Source organism: Phycisphaerales bacterium AB-hyl4 (assembly GCA_041821185.1).
Taxonomy (GTDB): domain Bacteria; phylum Planctomycetota; class Phycisphaerae; order Phycisphaerales; family Phycisphaeraceae; genus Natronomicrosphaera; species Natronomicrosphaera hydrolytica.
Genome location: JBGUBD010000002.1, coordinates 419,662 through 445,206, shown reverse-complemented (window position 1 = coordinate 445,206; position 25,545 = coordinate 419,662). Strand labels below are relative to the sequence as shown.

Annotated in this window: 17 protein-coding genes; 10 read left to right on the top strand and 7 right to left on the bottom strand. The window is 62.8% G+C overall.

The genetic code is table 11. The features are described 5' to 3' along the window. Positions 1 to 59: 59 nt before the first annotated feature. The 4 genes from ACERK3_04405 to ppc all read left to right on the top strand — a co-directional run bounded on the left by ACERK3_04405 (position 60) and on the right by ppc (position 4,602). Positions 60 to 1,073, top strand: coding sequence for a sodium-dependent bicarbonate transport family permease (locus ACERK3_04405; protein ID MFA9477532.1), 1,014 nt, complete (start codon positions 60 to 62; stop codon positions 1,071 to 1,073). Further along, the gene (locus tag ACERK3_04400) at positions 1,070 to 1,369 is read left to right on the top strand and encodes a P-II family nitrogen regulator (protein MFA9477531.1); all 300 of its coding nucleotides are present in this window, start codon (positions 1,070 to 1,072) and stop codon (positions 1,367 to 1,369) included. Before ACERK3_04405 ends, ACERK3_04400 begins: the two co-directional genes overlap by 4 nt. 71 nt (positions 1,370 to 1,440) lie before the next feature. Further along, complete coding sequence (locus ACERK3_04395) at positions 1,441 to 1,737, top strand: helix-turn-helix transcriptional regulator (GenBank protein ID MFA9477530.1); 297 nt, start codon at positions 1,441 to 1,443, stop codon at positions 1,735 to 1,737. An 18-nt stretch (positions 1,738 to 1,755) separates the two neighbouring features. Beyond that, complete coding sequence (gene ppc / locus ACERK3_04390) at positions 1,756 to 4,602, top strand: phosphoenolpyruvate carboxylase (protein ID MFA9477529.1); 2,847 nt, start codon at positions 1,756 to 1,758, stop codon at positions 4,600 to 4,602. Positions 4,603 to 4,693: 91 nt separating this feature from the next. Here ppc and ACERK3_04385 read toward each other — a convergent pair whose 3' ends face one another. After that, positions 4,694 to 6,373: an FAD-binding oxidoreductase gene (locus ACERK3_04385; GenBank protein MFA9477528.1), complete on the bottom strand. Its 1,680-nt coding sequence runs from the start codon at positions 6,371 to 6,373 to the stop codon at positions 4,694 to 4,696. Between the two features lie 430 nt (positions 6,374 to 6,803). On the opposite strand from ACERK3_04385, the gene ACERK3_04380 reads away from it, so the two are divergent. Continuing rightward, positions 6,804 to 7,661, top strand: coding sequence for a hypothetical protein (locus tag ACERK3_04380; protein ID MFA9477527.1), 858 nt, complete (start codon positions 6,804 to 6,806; stop codon positions 7,659 to 7,661). A 52-nt stretch (positions 7,662 to 7,713) separates the two neighbouring features. Then, on the top strand, positions 7,714 to 9,000 hold the full coding sequence (locus ACERK3_04375) for a glycosyltransferase (GenBank protein ID MFA9477526.1): 1,287 nt from the start codon (positions 7,714 to 7,716) through the stop codon (positions 8,998 to 9,000). A gap of 71 nt (positions 9,001 to 9,071) precedes the next feature. On the opposite strand, the gene ACERK3_04370 is transcribed toward ACERK3_04375, so the two are convergent. The 6 genes from ACERK3_04370 to ACERK3_04345 all read right to left on the bottom strand — a co-directional run bounded on the left by ACERK3_04370 (position 9,072) and on the right by ACERK3_04345 (position 19,481). Further along, the gene (locus tag ACERK3_04370) at positions 9,072 to 10,046 is read right to left on the bottom strand and encodes a hypothetical protein (protein ID MFA9477525.1); all 975 of its coding nucleotides are present in this window, start codon (positions 10,044 to 10,046) and stop codon (positions 9,072 to 9,074) included. Positions 10,047 to 10,445: 399 nt separating this feature from the next. Then, entirely contained in the window at positions 10,446 to 14,648 is a 4,203-nt protein-coding gene (locus ACERK3_04365) for a tetratricopeptide repeat protein (GenBank protein ID MFA9477524.1), read from the bottom strand. Between the two features lie 3 nt (positions 14,649 to 14,651). Further along, a complete protein-coding gene (locus tag ACERK3_04360) occupies positions 14,652 to 16,256 on the bottom strand; it encodes an exosortase/archaeosortase family protein (protein ID MFA9477523.1) in 1,605 nt (534 codons plus the stop codon). A gap of 390 nt (positions 16,257 to 16,646) precedes the next feature. Continuing rightward, positions 16,647 to 18,209, bottom strand: coding sequence for a transcription termination factor Rho (gene rho / locus ACERK3_04355; protein MFA9477522.1), 1,563 nt, complete (start codon positions 18,207 to 18,209; stop codon positions 16,647 to 16,649). A gap of 251 nt (positions 18,210 to 18,460) precedes the next feature. Beyond that, entirely contained in the window at positions 18,461 to 19,105 is a 645-nt protein-coding gene (coaE, locus tag ACERK3_04350) for a dephospho-CoA kinase (protein ID MFA9477521.1), read from the bottom strand. Positions 19,106 to 19,142: 37 nt separating this feature from the next. Then, the gene (locus tag ACERK3_04345) at positions 19,143 to 19,481 is read right to left on the bottom strand and encodes an Hpt domain-containing protein (protein ID MFA9477520.1); all 339 of its coding nucleotides are present in this window, start codon (positions 19,479 to 19,481) and stop codon (positions 19,143 to 19,145) included. A gap of 149 nt (positions 19,482 to 19,630) precedes the next feature. On the opposite strand from ACERK3_04345, the gene ACERK3_04340 reads away from it, so the two are divergent. From ACERK3_04340 to ACERK3_04325, 4 genes are all read left to right on the top strand, one after another. Then, a complete protein-coding gene (locus ACERK3_04340; GenBank protein MFA9477519.1) occupies positions 19,631 to 19,882 on the top strand; it encodes a hypothetical protein in 252 nt (83 codons plus the stop codon). A 98-nt stretch (positions 19,883 to 19,980) separates the two neighbouring features. Continuing rightward, complete coding sequence (locus ACERK3_04335; protein MFA9477518.1) at positions 19,981 to 22,803, top strand: response regulator; 2,823 nt, start codon at positions 19,981 to 19,983, stop codon at positions 22,801 to 22,803. Between the two features lie 117 nt (positions 22,804 to 22,920). Further along, entirely contained in the window at positions 22,921 to 23,862 is a 942-nt protein-coding gene (locus ACERK3_04330; protein MFA9477517.1) for a response regulator, read from the top strand. Between the two features lie 208 nt (positions 23,863 to 24,070). Further along, positions 24,071 to 25,522, top strand: coding sequence for a phospholipase D-like domain-containing protein (locus tag ACERK3_04325; protein MFA9477516.1), 1,452 nt, complete (start codon positions 24,071 to 24,073; stop codon positions 25,520 to 25,522). The last annotated feature ends 23 nt before the right edge of the window (positions 25,523 to 25,545 follow it).

Below are 25,545 nucleotides of genomic sequence, written 5' to 3'. Positions count from 1 at the left end.
ATTCTAATTCCAAGCCATGAACTGTCAATGTTGCGCCATCAGCGAGGAGGGGCCGCCTTGTGGACCCAAGCTTGATTGCCCAAAACGTGCTCTCGCCACCGATTCTGTTTTTCGCCTTGGGGCTGATTGCCACCTGGGTACGGTCGGACCTGGCCGTGCCGCCGGCGGTGGCGAAGGCGCTGTCAGTGTATCTACTGTTTGCCATCGGGTTTCACGGCGGGGTGGAACTGTATCGCAGTGGCTTCGAGTGGATCGTAATCTGGACGTTGGGGGCAGCGATTCTGGCTAGCTTTCTGCTGCCAATGGCGGGTTATATGGTGCTGCGCCTGCGCATAAGGGCGGCAGACGCCGCGGGCATCGCCGCGTGCTACGGCTCGGTGAGCGCGGTGACGTTTATCACGGCCATCAGTTTTCTCGATCGCACGGAGGTGGCTCACAGCGGCTACATGGTCGCGGCGATGGCGCTGATGGAGTCGCCGGCGATCATCAGCGGCGTGTTGCTGGCGCGCTGGGCGAGTCGATCGAAGCCGACGGAAACCCCGGCGTCGCCCGTGGCCCAGCCCGCCGCGCCGCACGGCCGTGGGTGGCGGGCGCTGACGCATGAGGCACTTGCCAACGGAGCAGTGCTGCTGCTGCTAGGCAGTCTGGTGATCGGCTATCTCACCGGCGATGCCGGATGGGACGCGCTGCGGCCGCTGGTCAAGGAGCCATTCCAAGGCCTGCTGTGTCTGTTCCTGCTGGACATGGGGCTGGTGGCAGCGAAGCGGCTGGGGGACCTGCGGCAGTCGGGAATGATGCTGCTGGCTTTTGCACTGCTGGCGCCGCTGGCGCAAGCGGGGGTGGGCATCGTGACGGCGCGGGCGCTTGGGCTGCAGCCGGGCGATGCGTTGCTGCTGACGATTCTTTTCGCCAGTGCCAGTTATATTGCAGTGCCGGCCGCGTTGCGTCTCGCGCTGCCGGATGCCAACCCGAGCCTGTACCTGCCGATGTCGCTGGGCGTAACGTTTCCGCTGAACATTGCCGTTGGCATTCCACTGTACATGGCGATCATTGAATGGTGGTGGATGACATGACGTTGCAACCGATGAAGCGGATCGAGATTGTGATCGACAGCCCGCACCTGCCTGACGTGCTTGAGGCGTTGCGGGCAGCCGCGGTGTCCGGCTATACGGTGCTGCCGGGCGTGGCAGGCTATGGCGAACGTGGCGAGCAGTACGCCGACGAAGTCAGCGGTGCGTCGACGAACGCGTATGTGCTGGTGGCCATACCGGAGCAGATGGTTAGCGTGATCGTCGACGCGGTGGAACCGTTGCTTCGGCAGTCCGGCGGGGTGTGTCTGGTCAGTGACTGCCAGTGGTTGGTTCATTGAACAAGATGCCGTCGATGCAACCACGCTCGTGAAGCAAGTGGGTCACGGCGTGGGAAGGAGACGTGTAGCCTATGATGAACTGGACGTTTCTGACCAACCACTCACACGTGCTCATCTGCCTCGCAGCCGATCCGGAGGCACGGCTGCGCGATGTAGCGGCGCAGGTGGGCATCACCGAGCGAGCGGTGCAGAAGATCGTGGCCGATCTTGAAGAAGCCGCGGTGCTCTCTCGTGAGCGGCACGGCCGACGAAACCACTACCGCATTCACACGCAGCAGTCGTTGCGTCATCCGATCGAAGCGCATCGCACGGTGCAAGACCTGCTTCGCATGGTCGCACCGGGTCGCAGGCAGGCAGACCGACCATGACAAGAGGAGTTTGTTGACGTGTCTTCACCGTCTGAATCAAAACATGCGGCGATGGATATGCCCCAGCCTGACATCGGGCGACGATCGCCCGCGCGGGCGCGTCGGTCGGCGTCGCCCGAAGCCCCGCTTCGTCGCGACGTGCGGATGCTCGGGTTCGAGCTCGGACACGTGCTGCATCGTCACGCGCCCGAGGGGCTGTACGAGTTGGTCGAGCGCGTGCGCAAGCTCGCCAAGCAGCGGCGAGCGGGGACGGCGGACGCGGAGGGAAAGCTCTGCCAACTCCTGGCCGAACTCGACTACGAACAACTGGGTGAGTTGATTCGGGCACTGACGTGCTTTCTCGACCTGGCAAATCTGGCGGAGGATCGTCATCGCATCCGTGTACTGCGCCAGCGTGAACGGGCGCTGGCGCCGGCACCGCAAGCCGAGTCGATCGGCGCTGCGATCATAGCATTGCAGCATCAGGGCCTTGATGCCGACGCCATGCAACAACTGCTGGACAAACTCGACATCGAGCTGGTGTTCACCGCCCACCCCACCGAGGCCAAGCGCCGTACTGTCCGCAACACACTCAACCGCCTGCGCGATGATCTCGTCGATCTGGACCGTACGGACGTGCTGCCGCGCGAGCGCCGCGCGTTGTTGTCGCGCATCCGTGCCGACCTGGACTGCTTGTGGGAGACCGACACGCTTCGCCCGCGCAAGCCGACCGTGATCGAAGAGGTTCGGCGAAGCCTCTTTGCACTGGACTCAATCTGGCAAGTCGGGCCCCGGCTGTACCGCGCGATGCGCGAAGCACTGGCCGACGCTTACCCGGAGCGGACGTTTCGTCTGCCAGTGTTTCTGCGGTTCGGCACGTGGATCGGCGGCGATCGTGACGGCCATCCGTTCGTCACCACCGACGTGACGATCGAATCACTCATGACGCTTCGTCGCGCAGCGATCGAAAAGCATCTTGAGCAGTGTCGTGAGCTGACGCGGGTACTCAGCGTATCAGAGCGGAGGCATCCGATTACGCCCGACTTGCGCAGCGCGCTGAACGAAGCGATCAAGCGTTGGCCGACCGTGGAGCTGCTGCTGGCAGAACTGAACCCGCATGAAAAGTACCGCCACTGGCTGGTGATTGTGAAGCACCGCCTAATGCAGACCGTTCACGCCGAGCCGGGCCAGCCGCTGCCGGAGGCGGCTTACGCGGGGCCGAACGAACTGGCAAACGATCTGAATCTCGTCGGCGAAAGTCTGCGTGAAAACAACTTTCACCGCTTGGCCGACGGGGCCGTGCAAGACTGGCTCGACCGCGTGGCGATGTTCGGCTTTCACCTGGCGCGGATGGATATCCGCGAAGATGCCGGCAAGCTCAACGCCGCCGTCGGCGAACTGATGCAGCAACTTGACATCGAGCCCGACTACGCCACGCTCAACGAGCCGAGCAAACAGGCCCGGCTAACCGAGCCCGTTCCCCCCGCCGTGGCGCAGCGGATCGACGTGGCCCGGCTTTCGGCCGACACGCGTCAGACATTGGACCTGTTCATGCTCATGCAACGCACCGTCGCCACGCTCGGACGCGAGGCACTCGGCACGGTGATCGCCAGCATGACGCATCACCCTTCCGATGTGCTGGCGATGCTCTGGCTCGGTCGACTCGCTGCCACGCGATGTGAGCAGACCGCGGCGCACGAATCGTCAGAGTCGGCCGCGTTCCGGCTGCCGATCGTCCCGCTGTTCGAGACGATCAACGACCTGAAGCGATCGTCCGCCATTCTTGAGACGCTGCTGAGCTGCGAGCCATACGTCCGGCACCTGCGCGCAACGGGCAACCGTCAGTTGTGCATGATCGGCTACTCGGACTCGACCAAAGACGGCGGCTTCCTCGCCGCCAACTGGTGCCTCCACCAGGCGCAGCGCGAACTGAGCCAAGTGGCCAAACGGCATGGCGTCGAAGTTGCGTTCTTCCACGGGCGAGGCGGGTCGCTGGGGCGCGGCGGCGGGCCCGCGGCGCGCGGCATCCTCACGCTGCCGCCCGAGGCGGTCGACGGCCGCCTGCGCGTCACCGAGCAAGGCGAGGTGCTCGCTGAGCGTTACGACGATCCGCAGGTCGCCTATCGCCATCTTGAGCAGGTGACGTGGGCCACACTACTGGTCAGCGCCAAGTCGGCCGAGCCGGTTCCCGAGCAGTGGCGTCGCACGATGGACCGCGCCGCCGACGCCTCGGAGCGCGTGTACCGCGAACTGCTCGAAACGCCGGGGTTTATCAGCTATTTCGAACACGCCACGCCGATCGAGGTCATCGAGAGCCTGCCCATCGGCTCCCGGCCAAGCCGACGCCAAGCCCAGCGCGACCTTTCAACCCTGCGCGCGATCCCTTATACGTTCGCCTGGACGCAGAGCCGACACATGCTCACCGCGTACTTCGGGCTAGGCGGCGCGCTCAACGCGTCGGCAGCGGGCGACTGGGCCAACTTCCGCGAAATGTACCAGCACTGGCCGCTGTTTCGCAGCATCATCGACAACGCGGAACTGGGATTGGCCAAGTGCGATCGCAACATCATCCACCAGTATGCCCGGCTCGTACCCGACGCGTCGATAAGCGAAAAGCTGGTCGGCATGGTGGTCCACGAGATCGACCGCACCTGCGACGCGCTGCAGCAGGTGACCGGCCGACCCGCCCTGCTCGACGCCGTCGTGTGGCTGCAACGCTCGGTCCAGGCGCGCAATCCGTATGTTGACGCGTTGAATTTCATTCAGATCGAGTTGATTCACCGATTCCGCCAGTCGACCGCCTCCGAAGCGCAGTTGGAACAGCTGGCCGAGTTGCTTCGCCTGAGTGTGCAGGGCATCGCAGCGGGCCTGCGGACGACGGGCTAAAGGAGAATCGCACCAGGTCGAGCAGTTGCTCAAACCGATGAAGACGTTACGACGACGGACCTGACGCCGAGGCGCCAGCCAGCGCAGTCCATCACATATCCTGCTCATCATTGGCCGACCCGCTGGAACTGCTCGCGGATGGCAGGGGCGGCTCGTAACGGCCAGGGCTGACGATCCCGCGCGGGTCGAGCATCTGCCGAAGTTGGTCGACCACATCCCAATACACCTCTGACCCATGCCGAAGATGCCGCTGGCCGAGCGGACTCGAGCGGTACGGCGGGTAGCCGTTGGCGAGCATGGTCGTCGTCAGTTCGTGATAGCAGTCGGCGGCTTGTCGGGCTTCGTCGGCTTCGCGGGCGTCGAAGGCAAGGTTGGTCACGGCGACCATGGCGCGTTCGTTGATCATGGTGAAGGTGACGAGCATCTCAAAGCCGTGCTTCTTGTAGATCGGCTCCATCAGATCGAGCAGTCGGCGGGCGTCGTCGCCTGTGGCGGGAATGACAGGCGATGCCCAGATGATGCCCGCATGCGCGTCGAGCGGGCTTTCGATCGGTTCGGAGACCGGCCCGCGGACGCGCCAGGCAGTGCCGGCGATCGATTCGCTGGTGGGCTCGCCTTTCAGGAGCCCATAGATCGGGCGAATCGACGCGAGTTTGGTCCGCAGCCCCCCTGCCAGGCCCAGCCGACCGAGCCATTGGCTCACCTGATCGAGCCGACGGATGCGTTGATCATCGAGAAAGACAAGCGTGTGCGTCCGCACGGCTCGTCGGACAGCTTTTTTCGTCGCGGCGACGGTTTCCCGCGTGCCGGAAATCGCGCCGCAGCCGGTCCAGGCGGCGATGCCGAATTCGCTGCAAAGCTGTTTGCGAAGGTCGTCGGACAACGGGGTTTTCCCTTGGGCGCGCTCCCAGGGGTAGCGTGTTCGAGCCGAGAGCAGTCGCAGGTCATTGCCGATGTGAATGGCGCTGGTGAGCAGTCCCTGCATGCGGAGCGGGGCGAGGCTTTCGACAATTTTTTCAATGGCCTGGGGGTTCGGATCTGAGAAAAAAAATGCGGAGAACGCTTCAGGCTTCGGCATCAGCCAGAGGCCGATGCGCGTGACGATGCCGAAGTTGGATTGTACGAACAGGCCATCGAGAAACGGACCGATGCCATAACGGTAAACGTGCTGTGCATGGGGTTTAGGAGAATAATGGCCGAACCCGGTTTCGAGCACGCGTCCATCCGGCAGGACGACCTGCATGCCGCAGGTGGTGAGGAAATGGTCGCCGTAGCGTGTATGACCGAAGCCGCGATCGAGGGTATTGCCAACTAAACTTGCATCCGGTCCGGCTCCGGTGCAATCCATCATCAAATCCGGGGCGTACTGTTGCAGATATTGCCAAAGTTGACCCTGGCTGACGCCGGGTTCGATGACGGTATACGCGAGCCGACGATTGACCTCGACGATGCGATTCATGCGAGCCATGTCCACGACGACTTGGTTCTGCGTGGGGGCGCATGCGTCGCCGTAACCCCAGTTACGGCCACGCGCGATTGGATGCAGAGCCAGGCCCGCGTCCACTGCCAGTTGTACAAGCCGTTGCACCTGCTCAGTATCAGCAGGCCGAACGAGTGCCAGAGGCCGTGTGGGATTTCCCGAACTGCTTCGCGCGTAGCGATCAAGAGTCGGTCCGTCGATCAGGACATGCTCCTGACCAACGATGTCGGCAAGACTGGCCACGAGATTCTCAAGCTGGAGATCCGGTTTGACACCGTCCGATAACGACATAGTATGCAATCCTTCCGAAACGCAGCAAGACTCGGCTTACCCGGCCGTGCAAACTTGGCTCGCAGAAAACGCGCGTCGCGTTGACAACGCCCGCCACAGGTCCGCACCCTCAGTTTGTGCGGACACAAAACCAATTTGTAACAACTTGAATGCCATCGCTTTCCTTCGGGGGTTGGATGCGGATCATCCGGCCCTGGGGTTTACTGCAACTACTGTAAGGAAATCTGGCAACTTCACCGGCCCGCCCTCATGAATACCTAATGAAGAGCGAGCCACGTTTTAAAGCTTCCATGAGGGGGAGAGAAACAAGACAGGCGAAAGTCAGTCCGCGCCGTCAAGCGGACGAGAAAAATGAACTGACGCCGATCGGCCAACCTGCTGAGGTTGCCGCCTCTGTTTTGAAGTTCGTAAAACAAGGACGCCCTGCCGTATGACCGCCACAACCATTGCCCACACCATCGACACCACGACCGTTCCACCCATTGACGACACATTTGCGCTTCCCATTCCGGCCGCTCCGGCGCCGTCTCGGATTGAGGTCGCTCAATCCGTCGATGACATCATGGACGCCTGGCGTCTCGTGTACGAAAGCTATCGGGCTAAAGGATTGATCGCGTCCCATCGTTTTCGCTGCCACACCGCCCCGGAAGCCATTCAACGCGGTACAACCGTTACGGTGAAAAAACGTGGCGACCGGACCGTCGCCTCGATCAGTTGTTATCGAGATGGACGCCAGGGGCTACCCTTGGACAAAGTATACAAGGCCGACCTCGACGAACTGCGCAAGCAGGGCCACCGCCTCGGCGAGATCGGCCTTTTTGCTGAACACGAAGACGAGCCCGGCTGCGGCCCGCGCGACCTGTTCGCTTTCATGCGATACCCCATCTTTGCCCTGCACCACCAGAACGTCGACCAGGTTGTGATCGGGGTCCACCCCCGGCACGCGGCGTTCTATCGTGGCATGCTTGGCTTTGTCACCGCCGGTGCCACGCAACGCTACAGCGTCGTACGAAACAACCCGGTCGTCCTCCTGCGATTCGATCTGAGCAAGCTCGAATCCAGCGCCCCGGCCCCGCGCGGCCTGCGCTACTGGCGCGAACATCGGCTCGAGCCGGAAACGTTCGAAAATCGCTTCGAGTTCACGAAACGAAAACTGGCCAACACCAGCCTGCCCGCCTACCTCGAGTGGCTGGCCAATGGACAGGAATCCGATACGTTCACACTGGCAGACAGCAAGCCCAGGCCGAAACGCGCCGCATCGCACGCCCTCGTGGCTGCATGTGCATGAGCGCGAATCTCGACTGGGTGTGAACTCCTCCAACAAGGGTTGCGAAGCCATCATGGACGCATCATCACGGATCCTCGTGTTCGGCGAAGGCATCTCGTTTGCCCATGTCAGCCGGGCGTTCATGATCGCTCAAACGCTTCAGTCACGTGGGGCGACCGTGCGATTCGTCTCATCGCCACGGTATGCCGAGTGGGCTACCCAACGCGGCCTGGACGCTCGACCAGCCTACACACCCGACGCCGAGAAGGTCTACAGCCGACTACGCGCCATGCGCGCGATGTACACCCGCCGTGAGATCGAGCAAAGCGTCCGCGCGGATCTCGCCGAGATCGAAGCTTTTCAGCCAACCGTGCTCGTGGGCGACTGCCGTAACAGCCTGCGGATCAGCAGCGAACTCAGCAACATCCCCTACGTTGCGATCAGCAATGCCAATTGCACCCCCTGGTTTGCCGGCACGATCAACGCGCCGGCCGCCTTGCCGCTGAATCGCATCGTCGGCAAACCGCGCGTCGACCGCTACGTCATGCCCTGGCTGGGCGGGCCGATTCAGTCACTGGCCTGTCGAGCAATGAACCAGCCGTTCGCCCAGGCGCAGCGGACTTTCGGAGCGACTCGGCCATGCCGTGACTTCCGTGTCATGTTCACGTCCGACGACCTTCACCTGCTGGCTGACCTGCCCCAGTTTCAACCCACCAAAAATCGGCCGGCCCATGCCCAATACATCGGTCCGCTGTTTTGGGGTGACGACACCGAACACAAGTCGGCCACGGAGCAACTGCTAGATCAGATCGACCCGGCCAAGCCGCTGGTTTACCTGTCGATGGGCAGTTCGGGGCTGCATGCATTGCTCGAATCGACCGCGCCTGTGCTCGCCCGATTGCCGTACCAATTCGTCGTCACGACAGCCGGAGCCGCAGCGTTTTCGCAGCCTGCCGACAACATTCACGCCCTGCCGTTTGCCAGTGCGCCGCAAGTGCTCACGCGTGCCGCGGCCGTGGTCTGCCACGGCGGAAACGGCACGGTGTATCAGGCACTGAGCCACGCCGTGCCGGTGATCGCCATTCCAAGTTTCTTTGATCAGGAAATCCAGGCCGACCAGCTCACCCACCACCAACTGGGACTTCGGCTTGAGCCCGGCGAGGCGGCGGATCAGCTCGCCACGGCATTAGACACCGTTATCGCCCAACCTACCTACCGCGATCGTCTACCGGAGTGGCGAAGCTGGATGCAGCAGTGGAATGCCGAAAGCAATGCGGCGGACGCTATCGAACAATTCATCGCACCGGCATCGCCTGCGACGCCAACCGCCACCACTTCCGTGCCCTTGACGTCGGCGTAAAGTCCATAAAAAAAGGGCGGGCACAAAGGCCCGCCCCTATGTAAGGAGGCGAAAACGTGGTGAGCCTGCTATCAGGCAGCCGCTGCTTCATTTCGCCGCGGCTTACGGAGCATGCTGATCACACCGAGCAGCACCAGACCCGGGCCCACAGCAACGGGGCTCGGAACGATGAAGCTGATGCGAGCACCGTCACCGGTGAAGTCCCAGCCACCTGACGCATCGTCAAGCAGACGACCGAACATGTGGATCTGGTTCTGACCGTCGTGGTCCTTCACACCTGGGAACAGACCGCCCCAGTCGTTGAGAACGTTCAGGTTCGCAACGAACTCGCGCGGGCCGACGAAGTCCGTACCGTCGAACTCAAGTTCGACAGCGTAGTACTCTTGACCCAAGGCATACTGGGCGCCAACCATCGCGTCACCGAAGAAACCGATCTCGGCGAGCATGTTGGTGCTCATGTTATCGATGGCCTGCTGAGCACCGAACTGCATGTTGTTTGCAAACGCACCCGTGTCGTCAGCGAACAGTTGCAGCAGGGCGTTGGGGTCCATCGGATTCCAGTCAAAGCTTACTTCGTTACCTTGACGGTCGGTGAAGCTGTAGCTTCCCGATTCCGCCGGGGCGAAGTACTGATGCGGCAACGTGCCACCTTCAGGTCCCACTGCGCCAGCTTCCTGGACGCCAGCAGCCTGTGCCAGGAAAAGACCGCCCACTGCGGGTGCGGATTCATTCAGACCAAGACGCTCACGATTCGCCGGCGACGCGGCGATGTCCTTGATCGCAGGAATCTGCGTGTTGCCCGCATGGATCGAATCGTACAGGACCGCGCCGAGCACGTACTCAGTACCATTCTGCGTGAACGTCAGGCTGTAGTTCGAGCCCTGGTCACGGTAGATGAGCGGCGTTTGCGCGTTCCCCCCGTGCGCTTCGAACACGTTGCGAACAAGCTCCGTGTAGGAATACGCCTGAGCGGTGGACACCATCGCGCCACCCATGGCGATCGCAGCACCAGCGGCCGCTAAAGTAAACGAACGTTTTGAAAACATCTCTGTTACCCTCTCTCAAAAAAAACCAAAACTTCTTTCTCGTGAGAAACCAACGTGGCCTCTCACGCTACCGTTACCGGATTCACTAAATGACTCGTCCCCATCGGGTGCAAATCAGAATCCTGTTACGCCCCCCCTCCTGAACCGGCAAACGGCTGCGCTCCCTCGCGTTGAACGGGGGGTCCCCCCCCAGACAACCCACGATCAATTCATTCGCACCACCCTCCTTCCTGAAATGGAGAAAAAACCCTGCACGTCGAATATACGGGTGACTACCGTCAAACTATGTAAGGGGTTTCCCGTATACGTCCAAATCATAGCATTATTACTCACAAACTGAACAATTTTCTCATTTTTGCCATCGTTCACACATCGATACCACCCCCCCCAAGCTCCCCTTTACTCCTGTAATGTGGGCAGCGCATCTGACTGGACGTCGGCAAACTCAGGCAAAGCCTCCTGAATCCGTGCCAGCCGATCGCCCATGATATCAGGTAGCGGCTGCATGGCGGGCAACTGCGCCGCGATCGGTGTGAAGACTCGACGGGCCTGATCCATCTCGCCCGCCTCTACAAGCACCCAAGCGTGTGTCAACTGCCAGTGTAGCTGATTCACGCCGCCTCGCGCTCGCAGTTGCTCAACAACCGCGATGGCTTCGTCGTGCTCACCGGCGCGAACGGCGATCGACGCGTGCAAGTCCAAATGCTCGGCCACGTTAGGCTGTTGCTCGGCCGCCTGCCGAGCATAGCCGAGCGCTTCATCCAGCGAACGGTTTTCATTCGCGAGCAAGCGCGCAAGTCGATAGCCCGCCCGCGTGTGGTCTTCATCCACCTCAATCGCCCGGCGGAAGCGTCGCTCGGCCTGCTCAAAATCGCCTTCACTTTCGGCACGTTCGCCGTGCTGAAAGTGCACTTCCGCCGGCGCCTCGGCATGTTGCGCCAACGCCGCCAGCCGATCATCCGCCGTCGCCTGATAGTTCGGTCGATCGAAGCGTCGGCCGAGCAGCCGCCACTGTTGAATCAAATCCAACTGCTCGCTGAACGCATCAGCCGGCGTGTAGCCGGCGACCTCTTCCAGCCACATCGCTGCCGCCTCACCATCATCCACCACGAGCCCGGCCATCCAGCGCCACGCCTGCCGCCACTGCGCCGACGCACTCAGCCACGGCCGCATCACCCCCGCCGCCTCATCCACCCCGCCAGCGGCCACCAAAGCGTGCAGGTAGGTTGCCAGTACGTCGAAGTTTTGCTCGGGTTCCGATTGCAGCGATTCGACATGCGGCCGAAGTTGCGCCACAGCCTCGGCCGGGCGATCTGCTCGTACATAGGTAGCCGCGAGCAAGACGTTACCTTCCATCGCCCAACTCGGCTCCAATCGGTTGCGCTCATGGGCCACGTCAATAAGCGAATCCCACGCTCCACTCGCCTGAACCAACCGCGTTGCCAACTCGGCAGGCTCACGCTCGCCTGGGAACTGCCGCATTGTCCGCCGAGCCCACTGAATCGCCTGTTCCTGGTCGCCGGTGAGTGTGAGCAAGCGAATCACCGTGGTCTGCAACGCCAGCAGACTTGGGTTCTGCCCGGCCAACGTTCGCAATCGCGACACCAGTGTCTCGCGCTCGCTCGGCTGGATGTAAGCCGTGGCAATCAGTTCCAACACACTCTGAGCCAACTCTCGATGCTCCGCCTCCCGCACGATCGCGACACCCAACGCACGCAGGTCCGGCTCAATCTCCACCACGCGCAACGCCCGCTCGGCCTCACGTATCGCCGACCACATCACATCATCCGAGCCCGCCGCCTCCGCCTGGCCAAGCAACGTCAACGCTTCGCTGATGCGCCCTTCCGCGACCGCAAGGCCGATCCGCTCACGCCACGCAAATGCATTCTCCGACATCGACGCCGTCAACGCTTCATAACGCTCCGCCGCCGCCTCCGGCCCCGTGTGAAGATGGTGCAATTCCGCCAGCAGCAACGCCGCCGATCCCTCGGGCAGATCATGCCCCCCCGACACACGCGACGCAACTGCCTCGGCTCGCTCCCAATCGCCAACGCCTGCGAAAAAGTCAGCCGACAGCATCAGCGTCGGCAAGCTCCACGTCGCTTGCTCGTCTGCTTCAGATTCAAACATTCGTTCGAGCATCGCGCGAGCCTGCGCGAGATCACCGGCCTGCCAGTACTGCCTCGCCTTCACCACATCCGATGACACGAACGCGTCAAACGTCCGCGGCGGATCGGTCGGATCATGCCGCAGTGCAATACGCCACGGCTGCCCTGCCTCCAACGCCGCATAGGTCGCGAACTGCTCCAGCGGCCGACGCGCCGCCGGGAAGTCGCCCCGATCAAGCAACATCGCCGCCAGTTGCACGTTCACTTCCGGATCGTGTGGCCGACGCTGCTGCGCCGCACGCAGATGCTCCATCGCAGCATCATGGTTATCAAGCTGATGCAGGCAAGCCGCCGCGATCAACCTCGCTTCAACGTGATCTGGTACACGATCAAGCACCGTCGTCGCACGCTGCAACGCCTCCACCAACCGCGTCGGCGTCGGGTTGGGATGGTCCGCCATCCAACGCGCATACGCCACACGCCACGTATAACCACGCCGCTGCGTCAGCTCTTCAATCCGATCAATCGCTCGGCGATGCTGGCTGCGATCCGCCTTCACCGACGCCGCCCGCACCGCTGCCAGTTGCACCAAAAGGTCGTCCGCATGTCGATCAAGCAACTCGAACCAGACCGCTTGGGCATTCGCGTCGCCACGCCGCTCGAGATACTGCGCTCGTGCCAGCATCCATTGAGCGTCGCCTTCGTCCACATCCGCCGCTTCGCGAAGGCGATCAAATACCTGCTCTGCCGAGTCATCATCATGGCGATCCGCTTCGTGCAACGCCCGCGCGAGCGCAAGCTTCGGCGTCGGGCCATGCACCGCAATCCCCTTGGCCAGCACGTCGTCGGCAAGCGCATCGTCGTTCAATTGCGTCGACGCGGCGAGGCGCAGCCACACCCGCTCGTCCAGCGTCGGTTCGCTTTCGAGCACATCGCGAACAACCGCCTCAGCCTGATCAGGCTCCCCGGCGTCGAACAGCAATGCAACATACAACGGCAACGTGCCCGGCTCGAAACGATGCTCGGCCTGAAGCTCGCGCACGGCTTCAAGCAACTGACGCGTCTCGCGATCGGTAATGTGTGGCCGTTCCGCCAGAGCAAGCACCACCGCGGCCCTGGCCTCAACCTGCTCCGGCGCACGCCGGCGCGCTTCACGCGCCAATGCCAGCGCACGCCCCGCATGAGGATGCGTCCGCGCCAGCTCCGAAGCACGCAGCAAAGGCTCCGCCCACGCCGGCGCACGCTCCGCCGCGCTCGACCACGCGGAGATCGCCGCATAAGGCTCATCACTCAACGCATACGCATCACCAAGCAGCAACAGCGCCTCCGGATTCGTCGGCGTCTCGGCGAGCACCTCGCTTGCATAATCGATCACCCGAAGCGAATCCATCGGCCCCGGTTCGGCAATCACTTCGAGCAACGCCGACCATGCACGCGCCAAAGGCTCGTCAACTGTGCGCAAAGCATTGATCCGATCGGCGGCACGCTCTCGCTCGTCAAGCAACAATGCAGCCTGCACTTCAATCGCAGCCAACTCGATGTTGTCGCCGGGCTCGAGTTGTGCATGGTCATCGAGGATAGCGAGCACGCCCACGGCGTCGCCCCCATGCCACAGCCGGCGGGCATACAGCTGAACGGTCTCAGACTCAGGCTCGTCCTCCATCACCGCATGTTCGATGAGTTCCGTCGCACGCTGGTGCTCCCCCAACGCATCGAAACGCCTGGCCAGTTCGCGGACAAAGCTCGCATCAGACGCCGGGCTTGCCGCCGCCTCCTCCAGCCGAGCCAGCGATTCGTCGGTCTCGCCGGCCAGGTAATGCGCCGCAGCTAGCACAAGCAGCGATTGAGCGTCGCCTTCGTTACGAGCATGCCAACTGCGTGCATGCTCAAGCGCCTCGCCCGGCCGATTGGCTTCGCCGTAGAGATCCAGCAACAACAACTGCCAGCTCAGCTCGTCAGGGTTCGCCTCAACCGCGCTACGAGCCGTGGCGATCGCCGCGTCATTGCGATCAAGCTGGCGCAACGCCATCATCCGCACCCGCAGCGCTGCCTCATCCCCCGGCTTGCGATCAAGCACGCGGTCCGCCGCTTCAACCGCCTGATCATATCGGCCGCCAACGAGATAAAGATCCGCAAGCTCGCGCGCAGCACTATCATGATCCGGGTCCAGTCGGACGACTCGTTCGAGCACCGTTGCAGCCGCGGCAAGGTGCTCACGCCGCGGCTGCTCGACTTCACGCCGAGCACGGGCGAAGCCGTACAACGCTTCAACATCGTTCGGCTTCTGGTTGAGGTACGACCCGAGCAGACCGAGCCCACGTTCGTATTCGCCCGACTCGACCGCCTGTAAGCCGTCTTGCCGGTCCGCCTGCGTCTGCACGCGCACCTGATGCACGCGAACGAGCAAGCCAACGACAATCAATGCGGTCAACAGGCAAGTCACGCCCGCCAGCCACCACAAGCGCCGGTGCGTTCTCGGTTGCATCGTGTTCATAAACTACTGCTCCCTCGCAACGGCGACGCCACCGGCGATCCGCTCCAGCAACTCAAGGTTCTCTTCTACAAACATCTCAAAGATCGCCTGGCGTTCGTGCTCGGGCATCTCCGCATCAAAAACCATCTGCACCTGCGCCGCGCCGTAGTGTCGGCGCACCGGATCGCGGGCATGGGCATAAATCGGGGTCATGTCCCGGTCCCATCCAGTCTCGGGCACAATCATGCAGTTGGCAACCACAATCCGCCGCGAGCGGTCGAATGTCTCTTCGAGGAAGCCATACTCCGTCACAGGCATCACGCCTGCACCCAGCTGCCAGTCCCGCGGCTCGGCCCACATCGACTGCCACCCGGCCGACGGATAACACACCGGCGGATAGTGGTGCGCCATATGCCTCGCGTCCCGCGACTGCACGAGCACGAAATGCGCCGACTGTCGCGTGGTCAGGTTCTCATATCGCCGACTGATCAGAATGTTCGGCTGAAGAATGACCTGCGCTGCCGCGGGCACCTCGGCGTCCCGGCCGTACCAGTCATTGATCAGGTATGGCATCTCGCGCGCCTCTTCGCGCAGCGTCTGGTGGAACCAGTCCGCATCCGCCGGCACACCGCGTGTGTGTTGACTGTAAGCAAGCCCCGACAACAGCAGCACTGTCACCACCGGCGTGACCCAGCGCAAGCTTCGCATGCCCCGCCACGCGACCGCCTTGCTGCCAGCGGCCCCCTCGCCGCTGCCTGCATCATCGCCCTCACCCGCCTCGCGATGCACACGCAGCCCCCCCCACTCCAACAAGCGGAGAAGGCCCAGCAGCGCGAGGAAACTGGCGACGATCATCAGCCAGCCTGCCATATCGTGAAACCCCGACGCGACCTCCTCGCTGGCGTGCCCGTACAGCCAGACCGTCGGCACAATCCGCGCCAGGTTCGTCACCAGCGCCAGCACCGGCGTCGCCAGCAGCAACAACACCCGAATGCTCAACCGCCAGGGCATCACAAACGCCAGCGTATAGCTGACAACCCAGAAGGTGAAAAACATCCGCATCCCGTTACACGCCTCGGCCACTTCAATCCACTGGCCGTTGACGATCAACACGTTGCCCGATCGACTGATGCCCATCCCCAGCAGTTGCCCCAGCGACTCGGCCAACTGGGCCATCACATTCTGCAACGGAATACCAATCCCCGTGCGGATACGACCCGGTACGGGCAGCAGGAACGCCAGCGCACCGAACGCTGGCAAAAACCGTAAAAGCACATCCCGCCCCAGAAACGTCAGCGCCGCGCCGGCCACCAACATCACGCTCCCCGCATGCCATAGCACGTCGAAGCGATAGTCGTAGCCAATAAGAAAACACGCCCACCCCACCGCGACAATCGTCGGCCCGACCCAGAACCCGCGCCGCCGACACGCCGCCATTCGGTGCCGACGCACCCAGAACAGCCACGGCGCAATCACCGCCACGAGCAGAACGTGGCTCGACTCCTCGTCGTTGAGCGCGTAATGCGTAATCGCCTGCCACGCGTCGCGCGTCAGCCACACCGCCAACGCCGCCAACGCCAGCGCACCAAGCAACCGCCCCCACCCCCAAGGCGTCTCTCTCAGACTCACATCCCCCCCCGAGGGTGAGCCATCTCCTCCACCCGACGGTCGGGCGAAAATGCGAGATATCGAAACACTGCTCATCGGGCCACCTGCTGTCGGCTTTCCCCCAAGCCGACCCTCCTTACAACAACTTCTTCAGCAGCGGGCCACGCCCGTCCGCTAATAAACATACACCACACAGCAGCTTTAGCATTCAGGAAATCCCCCATTTCCCCCTCCCGCCCCAGCGCAGCACATCACAGCCCACCCTAGCCAGTATACGCAACCGCGTCCTCGCCGGATGCTCCCCCGGCCGCGACCACCCATATAAAAGAAGCCCACGGCGTGTCGCCGTGGGCTTCGATAACTCTCAATAACACCCAACTTACCCAGATCCACAATCCACGATCCGCACGATCAGTCCAGGCTCATCGTCATCAGGAATTCGGCGTTGGTCTTGACCTTCTTCAGTCGGCTCTTGATCAATTCCATGGCCTCAACCACGTTCATGTCCGCGAGCACCTTGCGAAGGCGATACACCAGTTCCAGTTCCTTCGGGTCGAGCAGCAACTCCTCACGACGCGTGCCCGACGCCGCGATGTCGATCGCAGGGTAAACACGTTTCTCAACCAGTCGGCGGTCAAGGTGCAACTCGCTGTTGCCCGTGCCCTTGAACTCTTCGAAGATGATGTCGTCCATCTTCGAACCCGTGTCGACCAGCGCGGTCGCGATAATGGTCAGCGAGCCGCCGTTCTCGATCGCTCGGGCCGAGCCGAAGAACTTCTTCGGCCGTTGCAGCGCGTTCGAGTCCAGACCGCCGGTGAGGATCTTGCCCGAATGCGGCATTTCCGTGTTGTACGCCCGGGCCATACGCGTAATCGAGTCCATGAGGATGACCACGTGCTCGCCGCTTTCAACAAGTCGGCGGGCCTTCTCCATCACCATGTCACACACCTGCACGTGGCGGGCCGACTGCTCGTCAAACGTGCTGGCGACAACTTCCACCTCGTCGGGCGTGTTGTTGCGGAAGTCGGTCACTTCCTCCGGCCGTTCGTCGATCAGCAGCACCAACACCTTCACGTCCGGATAGTTGGTGATGACCGACTTGGCCATTTTCTGCAACAGAACCGTCTTGCCCGTACGCGGCGGCGCGACGATCAAACCGCGCTGCCCACGGCCGATCGGGGCGACCAGGTCAACAATGCGCATCTCAAGATTGTCGTCCGCACCGGAAATTTCCATGACATAACGCTCGTGCGGATGCAACGGCGTCAGGTCTTCAAACGGCACCACATCGTTGAGCGCATCGGGTGCCTGGCCGTTGATCGCATCAACGCGAAGCAGCGCGAAGTAGCGTTCGCTTTCCTTCGGCGGACGGATCGTGCCCTGCACAATGTGGCCGACCTTCAACCCGAAACGGCGGATCTGCGACGGCGAAACGTAAATGTCGTCCGGGCAGGCGAGGTAGCTGAACTCGGGGCTGCGCAGAAAGCCGAAGCCGTCCGGCAGAATTTCGAGCACACCTTCGCCGTACATCAAACCCTGCTTGGTCACATGCTTCTGCAGGATCTGGAAAATCAGGTCATGCTTCTTCAGGCCCGAGTAGTTGGTAACGCCCTCGGCCTTGGCCATCTCGTGCAACTCTTCAACCGTGAGCTTCTGAAGGTCGCGAATGGAAAGGTCGCTTTTCTTAGCCAGCTCGTAACGCTCCTGCGTCTCGGCGTCGAGCTGCGCGTCGGTCTGCGGCGACTTGGGCTTGGGCGGCGACTTAGCCTCCGCCTTCTCGTCGGACTGCTCGTCAGACGTCGCGTCAGCCTTTGCCTCAGACTTCGCGTCGGTCTTCGCGTCGGTTTCGGTTTCCGCGTCGCCGTCGTCCACAGCGGTCGCGGCCTCGGCCTTGGCTTTGGTCTTGGTGGTTTTCTTCTCCGTCTCCTCAGTGCTGCTGGAGGATTTGCGGCGAGTGCGGGGGGTCGTAGCCATGCTTATCGAAGCTCCTTTGGGGTCGGGTGTGGCACGGCTTAGATACCGGCCACGGCGGGTTGGTTAAAAACCGAATCTTTTGATCAATCGGATCAACAGGCCATTTCGTTTGGAAGTTGGTCGCCGCCGTCCATTAACCGCGATCGTCGGCACAAACCGAAATCAATCGCAGGTCAACCACAGCGAACGGCGACGGGTGTCGAAATACACTTTCGACTTACAGCTCGCTCCAGAGCGAAGCTGGCGTTCCATCAGGCTGGTTCTGAGGGTTGGAGTATCTGAGAGAGCACGCGGCGAGCCTGCTCGTAAGCAAGCAAACGCTCCGCGCCATTGTTCACAATATGATCGGCTCGTTCTCGCTTGATGTCAAGCGACGCCTGATTTTTCTCCCGCCGCGCCAGCTCCGCCGACGACCAGCCCCGGCGCTCCCGCACCCGCGCCTCACGAACCGCCTGCGGGGCGTCCACAAACACCAGCACATCACAATCCCCGTCCAACCCCTGCTCCAGCAGCAGCGGGCAGTCCTCCACGATCGCCCGCACTCCCGGGTCCGCCTCGTACTTCGCCCGCATCGCCGCCCGCCCGGCGTGCACGCGCGGGTGCACCACCGCCTCCAGCCGACGCAGCGCCGCAGGGTCATCAAACACCCGCTCGCCCACCGCTCGGCGGTCGACTCGACCATGCTCGTCAATCACCGCGTCGCCCCACCACTGCCGCAGCGTTTCGCGGACGGTCGGCTCATCGAGCGCTTCCCGCGCTAACCGGTCTGCATCAATCACGCCCGCGCCATGCTCTTGAAACACCTTCGCCACGAAGCTCTTGCCCGACCCCGGCGCGCCGAGCAGCCCGATCACCGGCTTATGCCTCGCCGGGCCGGGCGTGGGTGAGTTGTCCATCTTCGTATGCATGGCGTCCAGTGTAGCCGGGCAAACGTCACTCGGCCTCGGCCGCAAGCGCCTCCATGAGTCGGTCGGCCTCAACCTGAAGCCTAGCGAGCGCCTCGGGCGCATCGCCGAGTTGCTCAGCTTTGCCCATCTGCTCCAGCCGCAGCGCCGCCTCGACGACCGGCTCAGCGCCGAACACGCCGGCCGAGCCTTTGAGCGTGTGGGCGATTCGGCGAACGCTCGCCGCATCGCCGTTTTCAATCGCATCGCGCAGCTGCGCCAGCAATGCAGGGCATTCCCGTCGAAACACCCCGGCAAGCTCGGCCAGCAATGACTCGCTCCCGCCGGCCTGCGTCAGCGCGATTTCTCGGTCGAATGTCGCTCGCATGATTCGCGCCTCCCGCCCGCCGGCACGCCACTGTAAAAATTGATTCGCTGCTGGAATTCGATTGGTGGCCGGCGCGTTGTATCTTATGATGAAAGTAATGGGAGATGGGGTACACGTCTTTTTTAGCCCTTCCAGCCCGGGAGACAGTCATGTTGATGCGATGTCCAGATTGCGACAAGCCACTTCAAGTTCCCGACGACAAGGTGGGCCGACGAGCGAGATGTTCGGCATGCCGATCGGTTTTCGTCATCCCCGACCCGCTCGCCGGCATGGACGAAACCATCGCCGGCTGGCTGGTGGAAGACATGCAACAGGTCGAGCAGATGAAAGCCCGGCATGCCGCGTTGTATGAGCAGCTCGACCCGGCGTCGCGGAAAACTCCGGCCATGCGCAGAGCGTAAGATATAGCTGCTACGCTCGCCGTTTCGCCGCGGACCAGGCGCGGCCGCGGAATGTCGAGCCGAGCGAGCGTAGTCGTTGCGCAACGCAGGCCAGCAGCATGTCCAGTTCCGCCACCTCTTCGCCCGAGCCATCGACGCCGCAGCAGTCGGCCAAAGGGTTTGTGCGCCGCTGGTGGCCGGCGCTGGTCGTGGCCTTGTTCGGCGTGGTCATGACGCTGGCGGCGTGGCAGACGCTCGTCAGTCGCGATCGCGATCTGGTCGTCGAAGGTCTGCATTCACACGCCAAAACGCGCAGTCAGGTCATCGAACGCGTCTTCGCCGAAGTCGGCGGCGCGGGCTCGGCTCTCGAAGCGTTCTTTGCCGGCTCAGGGCTGGTGGAGTGGCATGAATGGCCCGCGTTCTGCCACCCGCTGCTGATGCACAAGCCCACCGTGCTCTCGTTGCAGTGGGCGCCGCGCGTCATCGCAGACGACGCCGACGACGCGATCAACGCCGACCCAAGCCTCCCGCGATCGTTGCACCCCACCACACGTTCCGCCCACGAAGCCTACGGCCGTGCCGAACTCGGCCAATCCTACGAAATACTCCAATTTGACCGCGAACAACAAACTCTCGTTCGCGCCGACGAACGACCCGCCCACTTCCCCCTCCTCTATTTGGCGCCCACCACCGGGCACGGCTGGCAGCACGGCTACGACTGGTGGTCGCATCCCATGGTCTGCCAGGCCATGATCCGCGCCCGCGACACCGGCGAACCAACGCTCACCGGCCGACTCTCCGATGTGCCGGAGTCCATGCCCTTTGAAGAAACGAACGCATTGCTGCTGATCAGCCCCGTCTTTTTCAAAGACGGTATCATCGAAGCCATCGACACCGTTGAGCAGCGCCGCGAACAGCTTAAGGGCTTCGTCATCGTCGCCTTCCGCGTACGCGACCTGGTGAACGAAGCGTTACAGCACATCCCCGACCGCGGGCTGAATCTGAACGTCTATGACGTAACGCACGACAAACCCGTGCTGCTGCACATGGCCCCGTCGCGGCTGCTGAGCAACCCCGACGCGCCGGGGCCCGAGCCGCCCGAGTCCATGCTTGTCGAGCAGACGTTCGACCTGGCCGGCCGACGGTGGACGGTGCATGTCGCGCCGCTGCCGATCTATCTTCAGCAGCGTCGCACGTGGACGCCGACGGTCACGCTCGTCGCCGGCCTGCTGTTCACCGCACTGCTGGCGACCTTCGTCCGTTCGCAAACCACGCGCACGCAGTTCGTCGAACGCCAGGTACACGAACGCACGCAAGAGCTCCAACGCTCACAACACGACCTCGTCCGCGCCAAGGCGCAGGCCGAGCAGGCCAGCCGCGTCAAAAGCGAATTCCTCGCCAACATGAGCCACGAAATCCGCACACCCATGAACGGCATCATCGGCATGACCCAGCTGCTGCTGGCGACCGACCTCACCGAGCAGCAGCGCGAATACCTCCGCCTCGTCGACCGCTCAGCCGAGTCGCTGCTGCGACTGCTCAATGACATCCTCGACTTTTCCAAGGTCGAAGCGGGCAAGCTCGAACTGCAACGCGCCGGCTTCGACCTGAACGAAATGCTCGGCGACACGCTGCAGGCCCTCATGACGCAGGCCTCACAAAAAAACCTTGAACTCGCCTACCACATCCCACCCGACGTGCCCGACGTCGTCGTCGGCGATGTCAACCGGCTACGACAGGTCATCGTCAACCTCGTCGGCAACGCGATCAAATTCACCGAAGAAGGCGAAGTCGTCGTCGATGTGTCTGTCGATCATCTTGAACCTGACAAATCGATCACGCTGCACTTCGCGGTCAGCGACACCGGCCCCGGCATTGCCAGCGGACAGCGCGAGTTGATCTTCGAAGCCTTCGAGCAGGCGGACAGCTCGCCGTCGCGACGCTTCGAAGGCACGGGGCTCGGCCTGGCGATCTCGCGTCAGCTCGTCGAACTCATGGGCGGACGGACCTGGCTCGACAGCGAGCTCGGCCGAGGCAGTACGTTTCACTTCACCGCCACCTTCGAGCTCGACCCCGACGCGCCGCAACGCAAGCGCATCGAACCGCCCTCACTGCACGGCGTGTCCGCCATCATCGTCGACGATCACCGCACGAATCGACAAATCCTCGACGAAATGCTCCGCGGCTGGGAGATGCGACCCACCACCGCCCACGACGGCGTCGAAGCGATCAACGAACTCGAACGCCGCGCCGCCATGGGCGAAGCCGTGCCGCTGGCGCTGGTCGATCATCAGATGCCGAACATGGACGGCCTGGAACTCGTGCGACGAATCAGAGCATCACAGGCGTTGCGCGACACAGCGGTGATCATGCTGTCATCAAGCGGCGAGAGCGGGCCTGTCTCGCGGTCGCGCGACTTGGGCGTACGGCGGTATCTGATCAAGCCGGTGAAGCCGTCCGACCTGCTCAAGGCAATCACCGAAGCGTTGCACGTTCAACCGGCCGACGGCGACGACGCACAGGCCGCCTCCTCAAGCAAACCCACCCGGCCGCTGCACGTGCTGCTGGCCGAGGACGGGCAGGTGAACCAGACGGTGATCGTTCGCTTACTTGAGCATCGCGGCCATCGCGCGACGGTGGCCAACAACGGGCACGAAGCCCTCGCCAAGCTGTCGCAAGAGGCGTTCGACCTCGTGCTCATGGACGTACAGATGCCGGGCATGGACGGCTTCGAGGCAACCCGCCACATTCGCGATCGCGAACAAGCCGACGGCGGCCACGTACCGATTGTGGCGATGACGGCTCATGCCATGAAAGGCGACCGCGAACGCTGCCTCGCCGCCGGCATGGACGACTACCTCGCCAAGCCCATCCGTGCCGGCCTGCTGTACGAAACGGTCGAGCGCGTCGCGATGAACACCACCAGCGAAAAGAACGGATGATACGGATCGGATATGAATCTCGGATGCGCTCGACGCCCACGGCGTGACGCCGTGGGCGTCAGCCCTAATACAAAGCACTCGAGCTTGATGGGCAATCCGTATGAAAGGCAACCTGCGATGGAAGAGTCGACAAGCATCCTCATCGTGGACGACGCGGCGGTCGACGCGCGACGGGCAGGCGGCCTGCTCGAACACTGGACCGGGTTGAACATGCGCTACGCCGCCGACGGACAAGCCGCGCTCGACGCCATCGCAGACGAACTGCCGACCCTCGTGCTCACCGACCTGCAGATGCCCGTCCTCGACGGGCTCCAACTCGTCGCGACCGTCCGCGAAAAATACCCCGGCGTGCCCGTCATTCTCATGACCGCACACGGCAGCGAAGAGGTCGCCTCCGAAGCGCTGCGATGCGGCGCGACCGGCTACGTGCCCAAGAAACACCTCGCCCGCGACCTCGCCACCACCGTCCGCCGAGTGCTCAAACTCGTTCGGCCGCGACGCAAGTATCAGCCCGTGCTCGAAGTGCTCCGCGATACGACTTATCACTTCCAACTGGACAACGACACCGCCCGCATTCAACCGCTCATCCACTACCTCGGCGAAGACCTGTTGCAGATGCACCTCTACGACGAGTCAACCATGATGCGCGTCGGCGTCGCGCTCGACGAGGCGATCACCAACGCTATCCGCCACGGCAACCTCGAAGCCGGCCCACACTTGCGCGAGATGAGCCACGACGAATACGAAGCCCACCTCAACCACCAACGCAAAACCGCCCCCTACGCGGACCGCCACGTCAACGTCAACATCCACTTCACCCGCGACCTGGGCACATTCGTCATCCGCGACGACGGCCAGGGCTTCGACTGGCGACAATTGCCCGATTTCCACGACCCCACCACCCTCGAACGCATCGACGGCCGCGGTTTGCAACTGATCCACTCGTTCATGGACGAAGTCCACTTCAACGACGCCGGCAACGAGATCACCATGCTCAAACACGCCGACGAACCGCCCTGCCAGACGCAAACACTCAGCGCCCAGCACACAGCCGATTAATACCGCGACAAGTTTCTCAGTTGCAATATTTAGCCGTGGTGCTTGCACCGCGCTCTTCGGCGTCACGAACCCAAAGCGCGGGCCAAGGCCCGCGGCTAAATGGGGGAGGCGAGGCCGCGTTATCGTATCAGCAGCCGGGGCAGGGCTTGTTCTGCCATCGCTTGCCGATGCTCGTCCGTGGTTTGTGTTATGTTCACGTCCAACGCACATGATTCAGGAACTGCTTTTCTACGCGTCGCAGCTCATTGCCAGCCTCCACCTTCCGATCGCGATCCTCGCGTCGATCCACGTGGTGCTGCATAAGGAAGACGAGCGCGCCGCCATCGGCTGGGCCGGGCTGATCTGGCTTTCGCCACTTCTCGGTGCGTCGCTTTACTGGTTCTTCGGCGTCAACCGCATCCGTCGACGTGCGCGTACGCTTCGCGAGGCGCAGCCGGAGGTGCACGTCGCCACCGACGAAGCCACCGCAACCGACGCTCAGCGCGACGTCGCGTTCGGCGAAGAGCCGGTCAACCTGCGACCGCTGGCCAACCTCATCGGCAACATCACCGACAGGCCCCTGCTCCAGGGCAACGCCATCGACCCGCTGTCCACCGGCGACATGGCCTACCCTGCGATGATCGATGCGATCACCACCGCTCAGCGAAGCGTGGCGCTCAGCAGCTACATCTTCGATAACGATGACGCGGGCAAGATGTTTCGCACCGCGCTGGCCGACGCAGTCAAGCGCGGCGTCGAAGTGCGCGTGCTTATCGACGACGTGGGGTCGCGCTACACCTGGCCGCCCGTGCTGCGGTCGCTGCGGCGGGCAGGCATCACCACCGCGCGCTTTATGCCATCGTTGATCCCGTGGAAGTTCGCCTACGCCAACCTGCGCAACCACCGCAAGCTGCTCGTCATCGACGGCGAGATTGGCTTCACCGGGGGCATGAACATCCGCGTCGGCAACATGCTCGCGACCAACCCGCGCTCGCCCATCCACGACCTGCACTTTCGCCTGCGCGGGCCGGTGGTCGCTCACTTGGAAGAAACCTTCGCCGAGGACTGGGCGTTCGCCACCGGCGAAGTGCTCGACGGCCCCGCCTGGACGACGACAATCACACCGGTCGGCTCGGGCCTGGCGCGGGGCATCGCCGATGGCCCGGATGAAGACTTTGACAACCTTCGCATGACGCTGATGGGCGCGCTCGCCGCGGCGCGCAAGCGGGTGGTGGTGGTGTCGCCTTACTTTCTGCCGGACGACGCGGTGATGACTTCGCTGGCGCTGGCGGCGCGACGGGGCGTACAGGTGCAGGTCATCCTTCCGCGAACGAGCAACCTTCGGCTGGTGCAGTGGGCGTCGATGGCGATCTGGCCGCGCATCGTCGCCAACGCCTGCGAGTTGTGGCTCACCCCCCCGCCATTCGATCACAGCAAGCTGATGCTCGTCGACGACCGCTGGACGTTGCTGGGCTCGGCCAACTGGGACGCACGTAGCCTTCGGCTGAACTTCGAGTTCAACGTCGAGTACTACGATACGGGCCTAGCCGCTCAGTTGAACACGATCATCGACGAGAAACTGCGCAACGCGGAGCGTGTGACCGCCGAGCAGTTGGCCAGCCGTCGGGTCATCTGGAAGATCCGCGACGGCATTGCCCGGCTGGCGTCGCCTTACCTTTGAACACATGCGATACGTGCTGCTTG

Excerpts from the sequence above, each read along its gene's own strand:
- ACERK3_04375 (MFA9477526.1), top strand. The coding sequence starts at position 7,714 with ATGGACGCATCATCACGGATCCTCGTGTTCGGCGAAGGCATCTCGTTT.
- ACERK3_04345 (MFA9477520.1), bottom strand. The coding sequence starts at position 19,481 with ATGCGAGCGACATTCGACCGAGAAATCGCGCTGACGCAGGCCGGCGGG.
- ACERK3_04325 (MFA9477516.1), top strand. The coding sequence starts at position 24,071 with ATGATTCAGGAACTGCTTTTCTACGCGTCGCAGCTCATTGCCAGCCTC.
- rho (MFA9477522.1), bottom strand. The coding sequence starts at position 18,209 with ATGGCTACGACCCCCCGCACTCGCCGCAAATCCTCCAGCAGCACTGAG.
- coaE (MFA9477521.1), bottom strand. The coding sequence starts at position 19,105 with ATGGACAACTCACCCACGCCCGGCCCGGCGAGGCATAAGCCGGTGATC.
- ACERK3_04385 (MFA9477528.1), bottom strand. The coding sequence starts at position 6,373 with ATGTCGTTATCGGACGGTGTCAAACCGGATCTCCAGCTTGAGAATCTC.
- ACERK3_04400 (MFA9477531.1), top strand. The coding sequence starts at position 1,070 with ATGACGTTGCAACCGATGAAGCGGATCGAGATTGTGATCGACAGCCCG.
- ACERK3_04330 (MFA9477517.1), top strand. The coding sequence starts at position 22,921 with ATGGAAGAGTCGACAAGCATCCTCATCGTGGACGACGCGGCGGTCGAC.
- ACERK3_04395 (MFA9477530.1), top strand. The coding sequence starts at position 1,441 with ATGATGAACTGGACGTTTCTGACCAACCACTCACACGTGCTCATCTGC.
- ACERK3_04370 (MFA9477525.1), bottom strand. The coding sequence starts at position 10,046 with ATGTTTTCAAAACGTTCGTTTACTTTAGCGGCCGCTGGTGCTGCGATC.
- ACERK3_04380 (MFA9477527.1), top strand. The coding sequence starts at position 6,804 with ATGACCGCCACAACCATTGCCCACACCATCGACACCACGACCGTTCCA.
- ACERK3_04365 (MFA9477524.1), bottom strand. The coding sequence starts at position 14,648 with ATGAACACGATGCAACCGAGAACGCACCGGCGCTTGTGGTGGCTGGCG.
- ACERK3_04335 (MFA9477518.1), top strand. The coding sequence starts at position 19,981 with ATGTCCAGTTCCGCCACCTCTTCGCCCGAGCCATCGACGCCGCAGCAG.
- ACERK3_04340 (MFA9477519.1), top strand. The coding sequence starts at position 19,631 with ATGTTGATGCGATGTCCAGATTGCGACAAGCCACTTCAAGTTCCCGAC.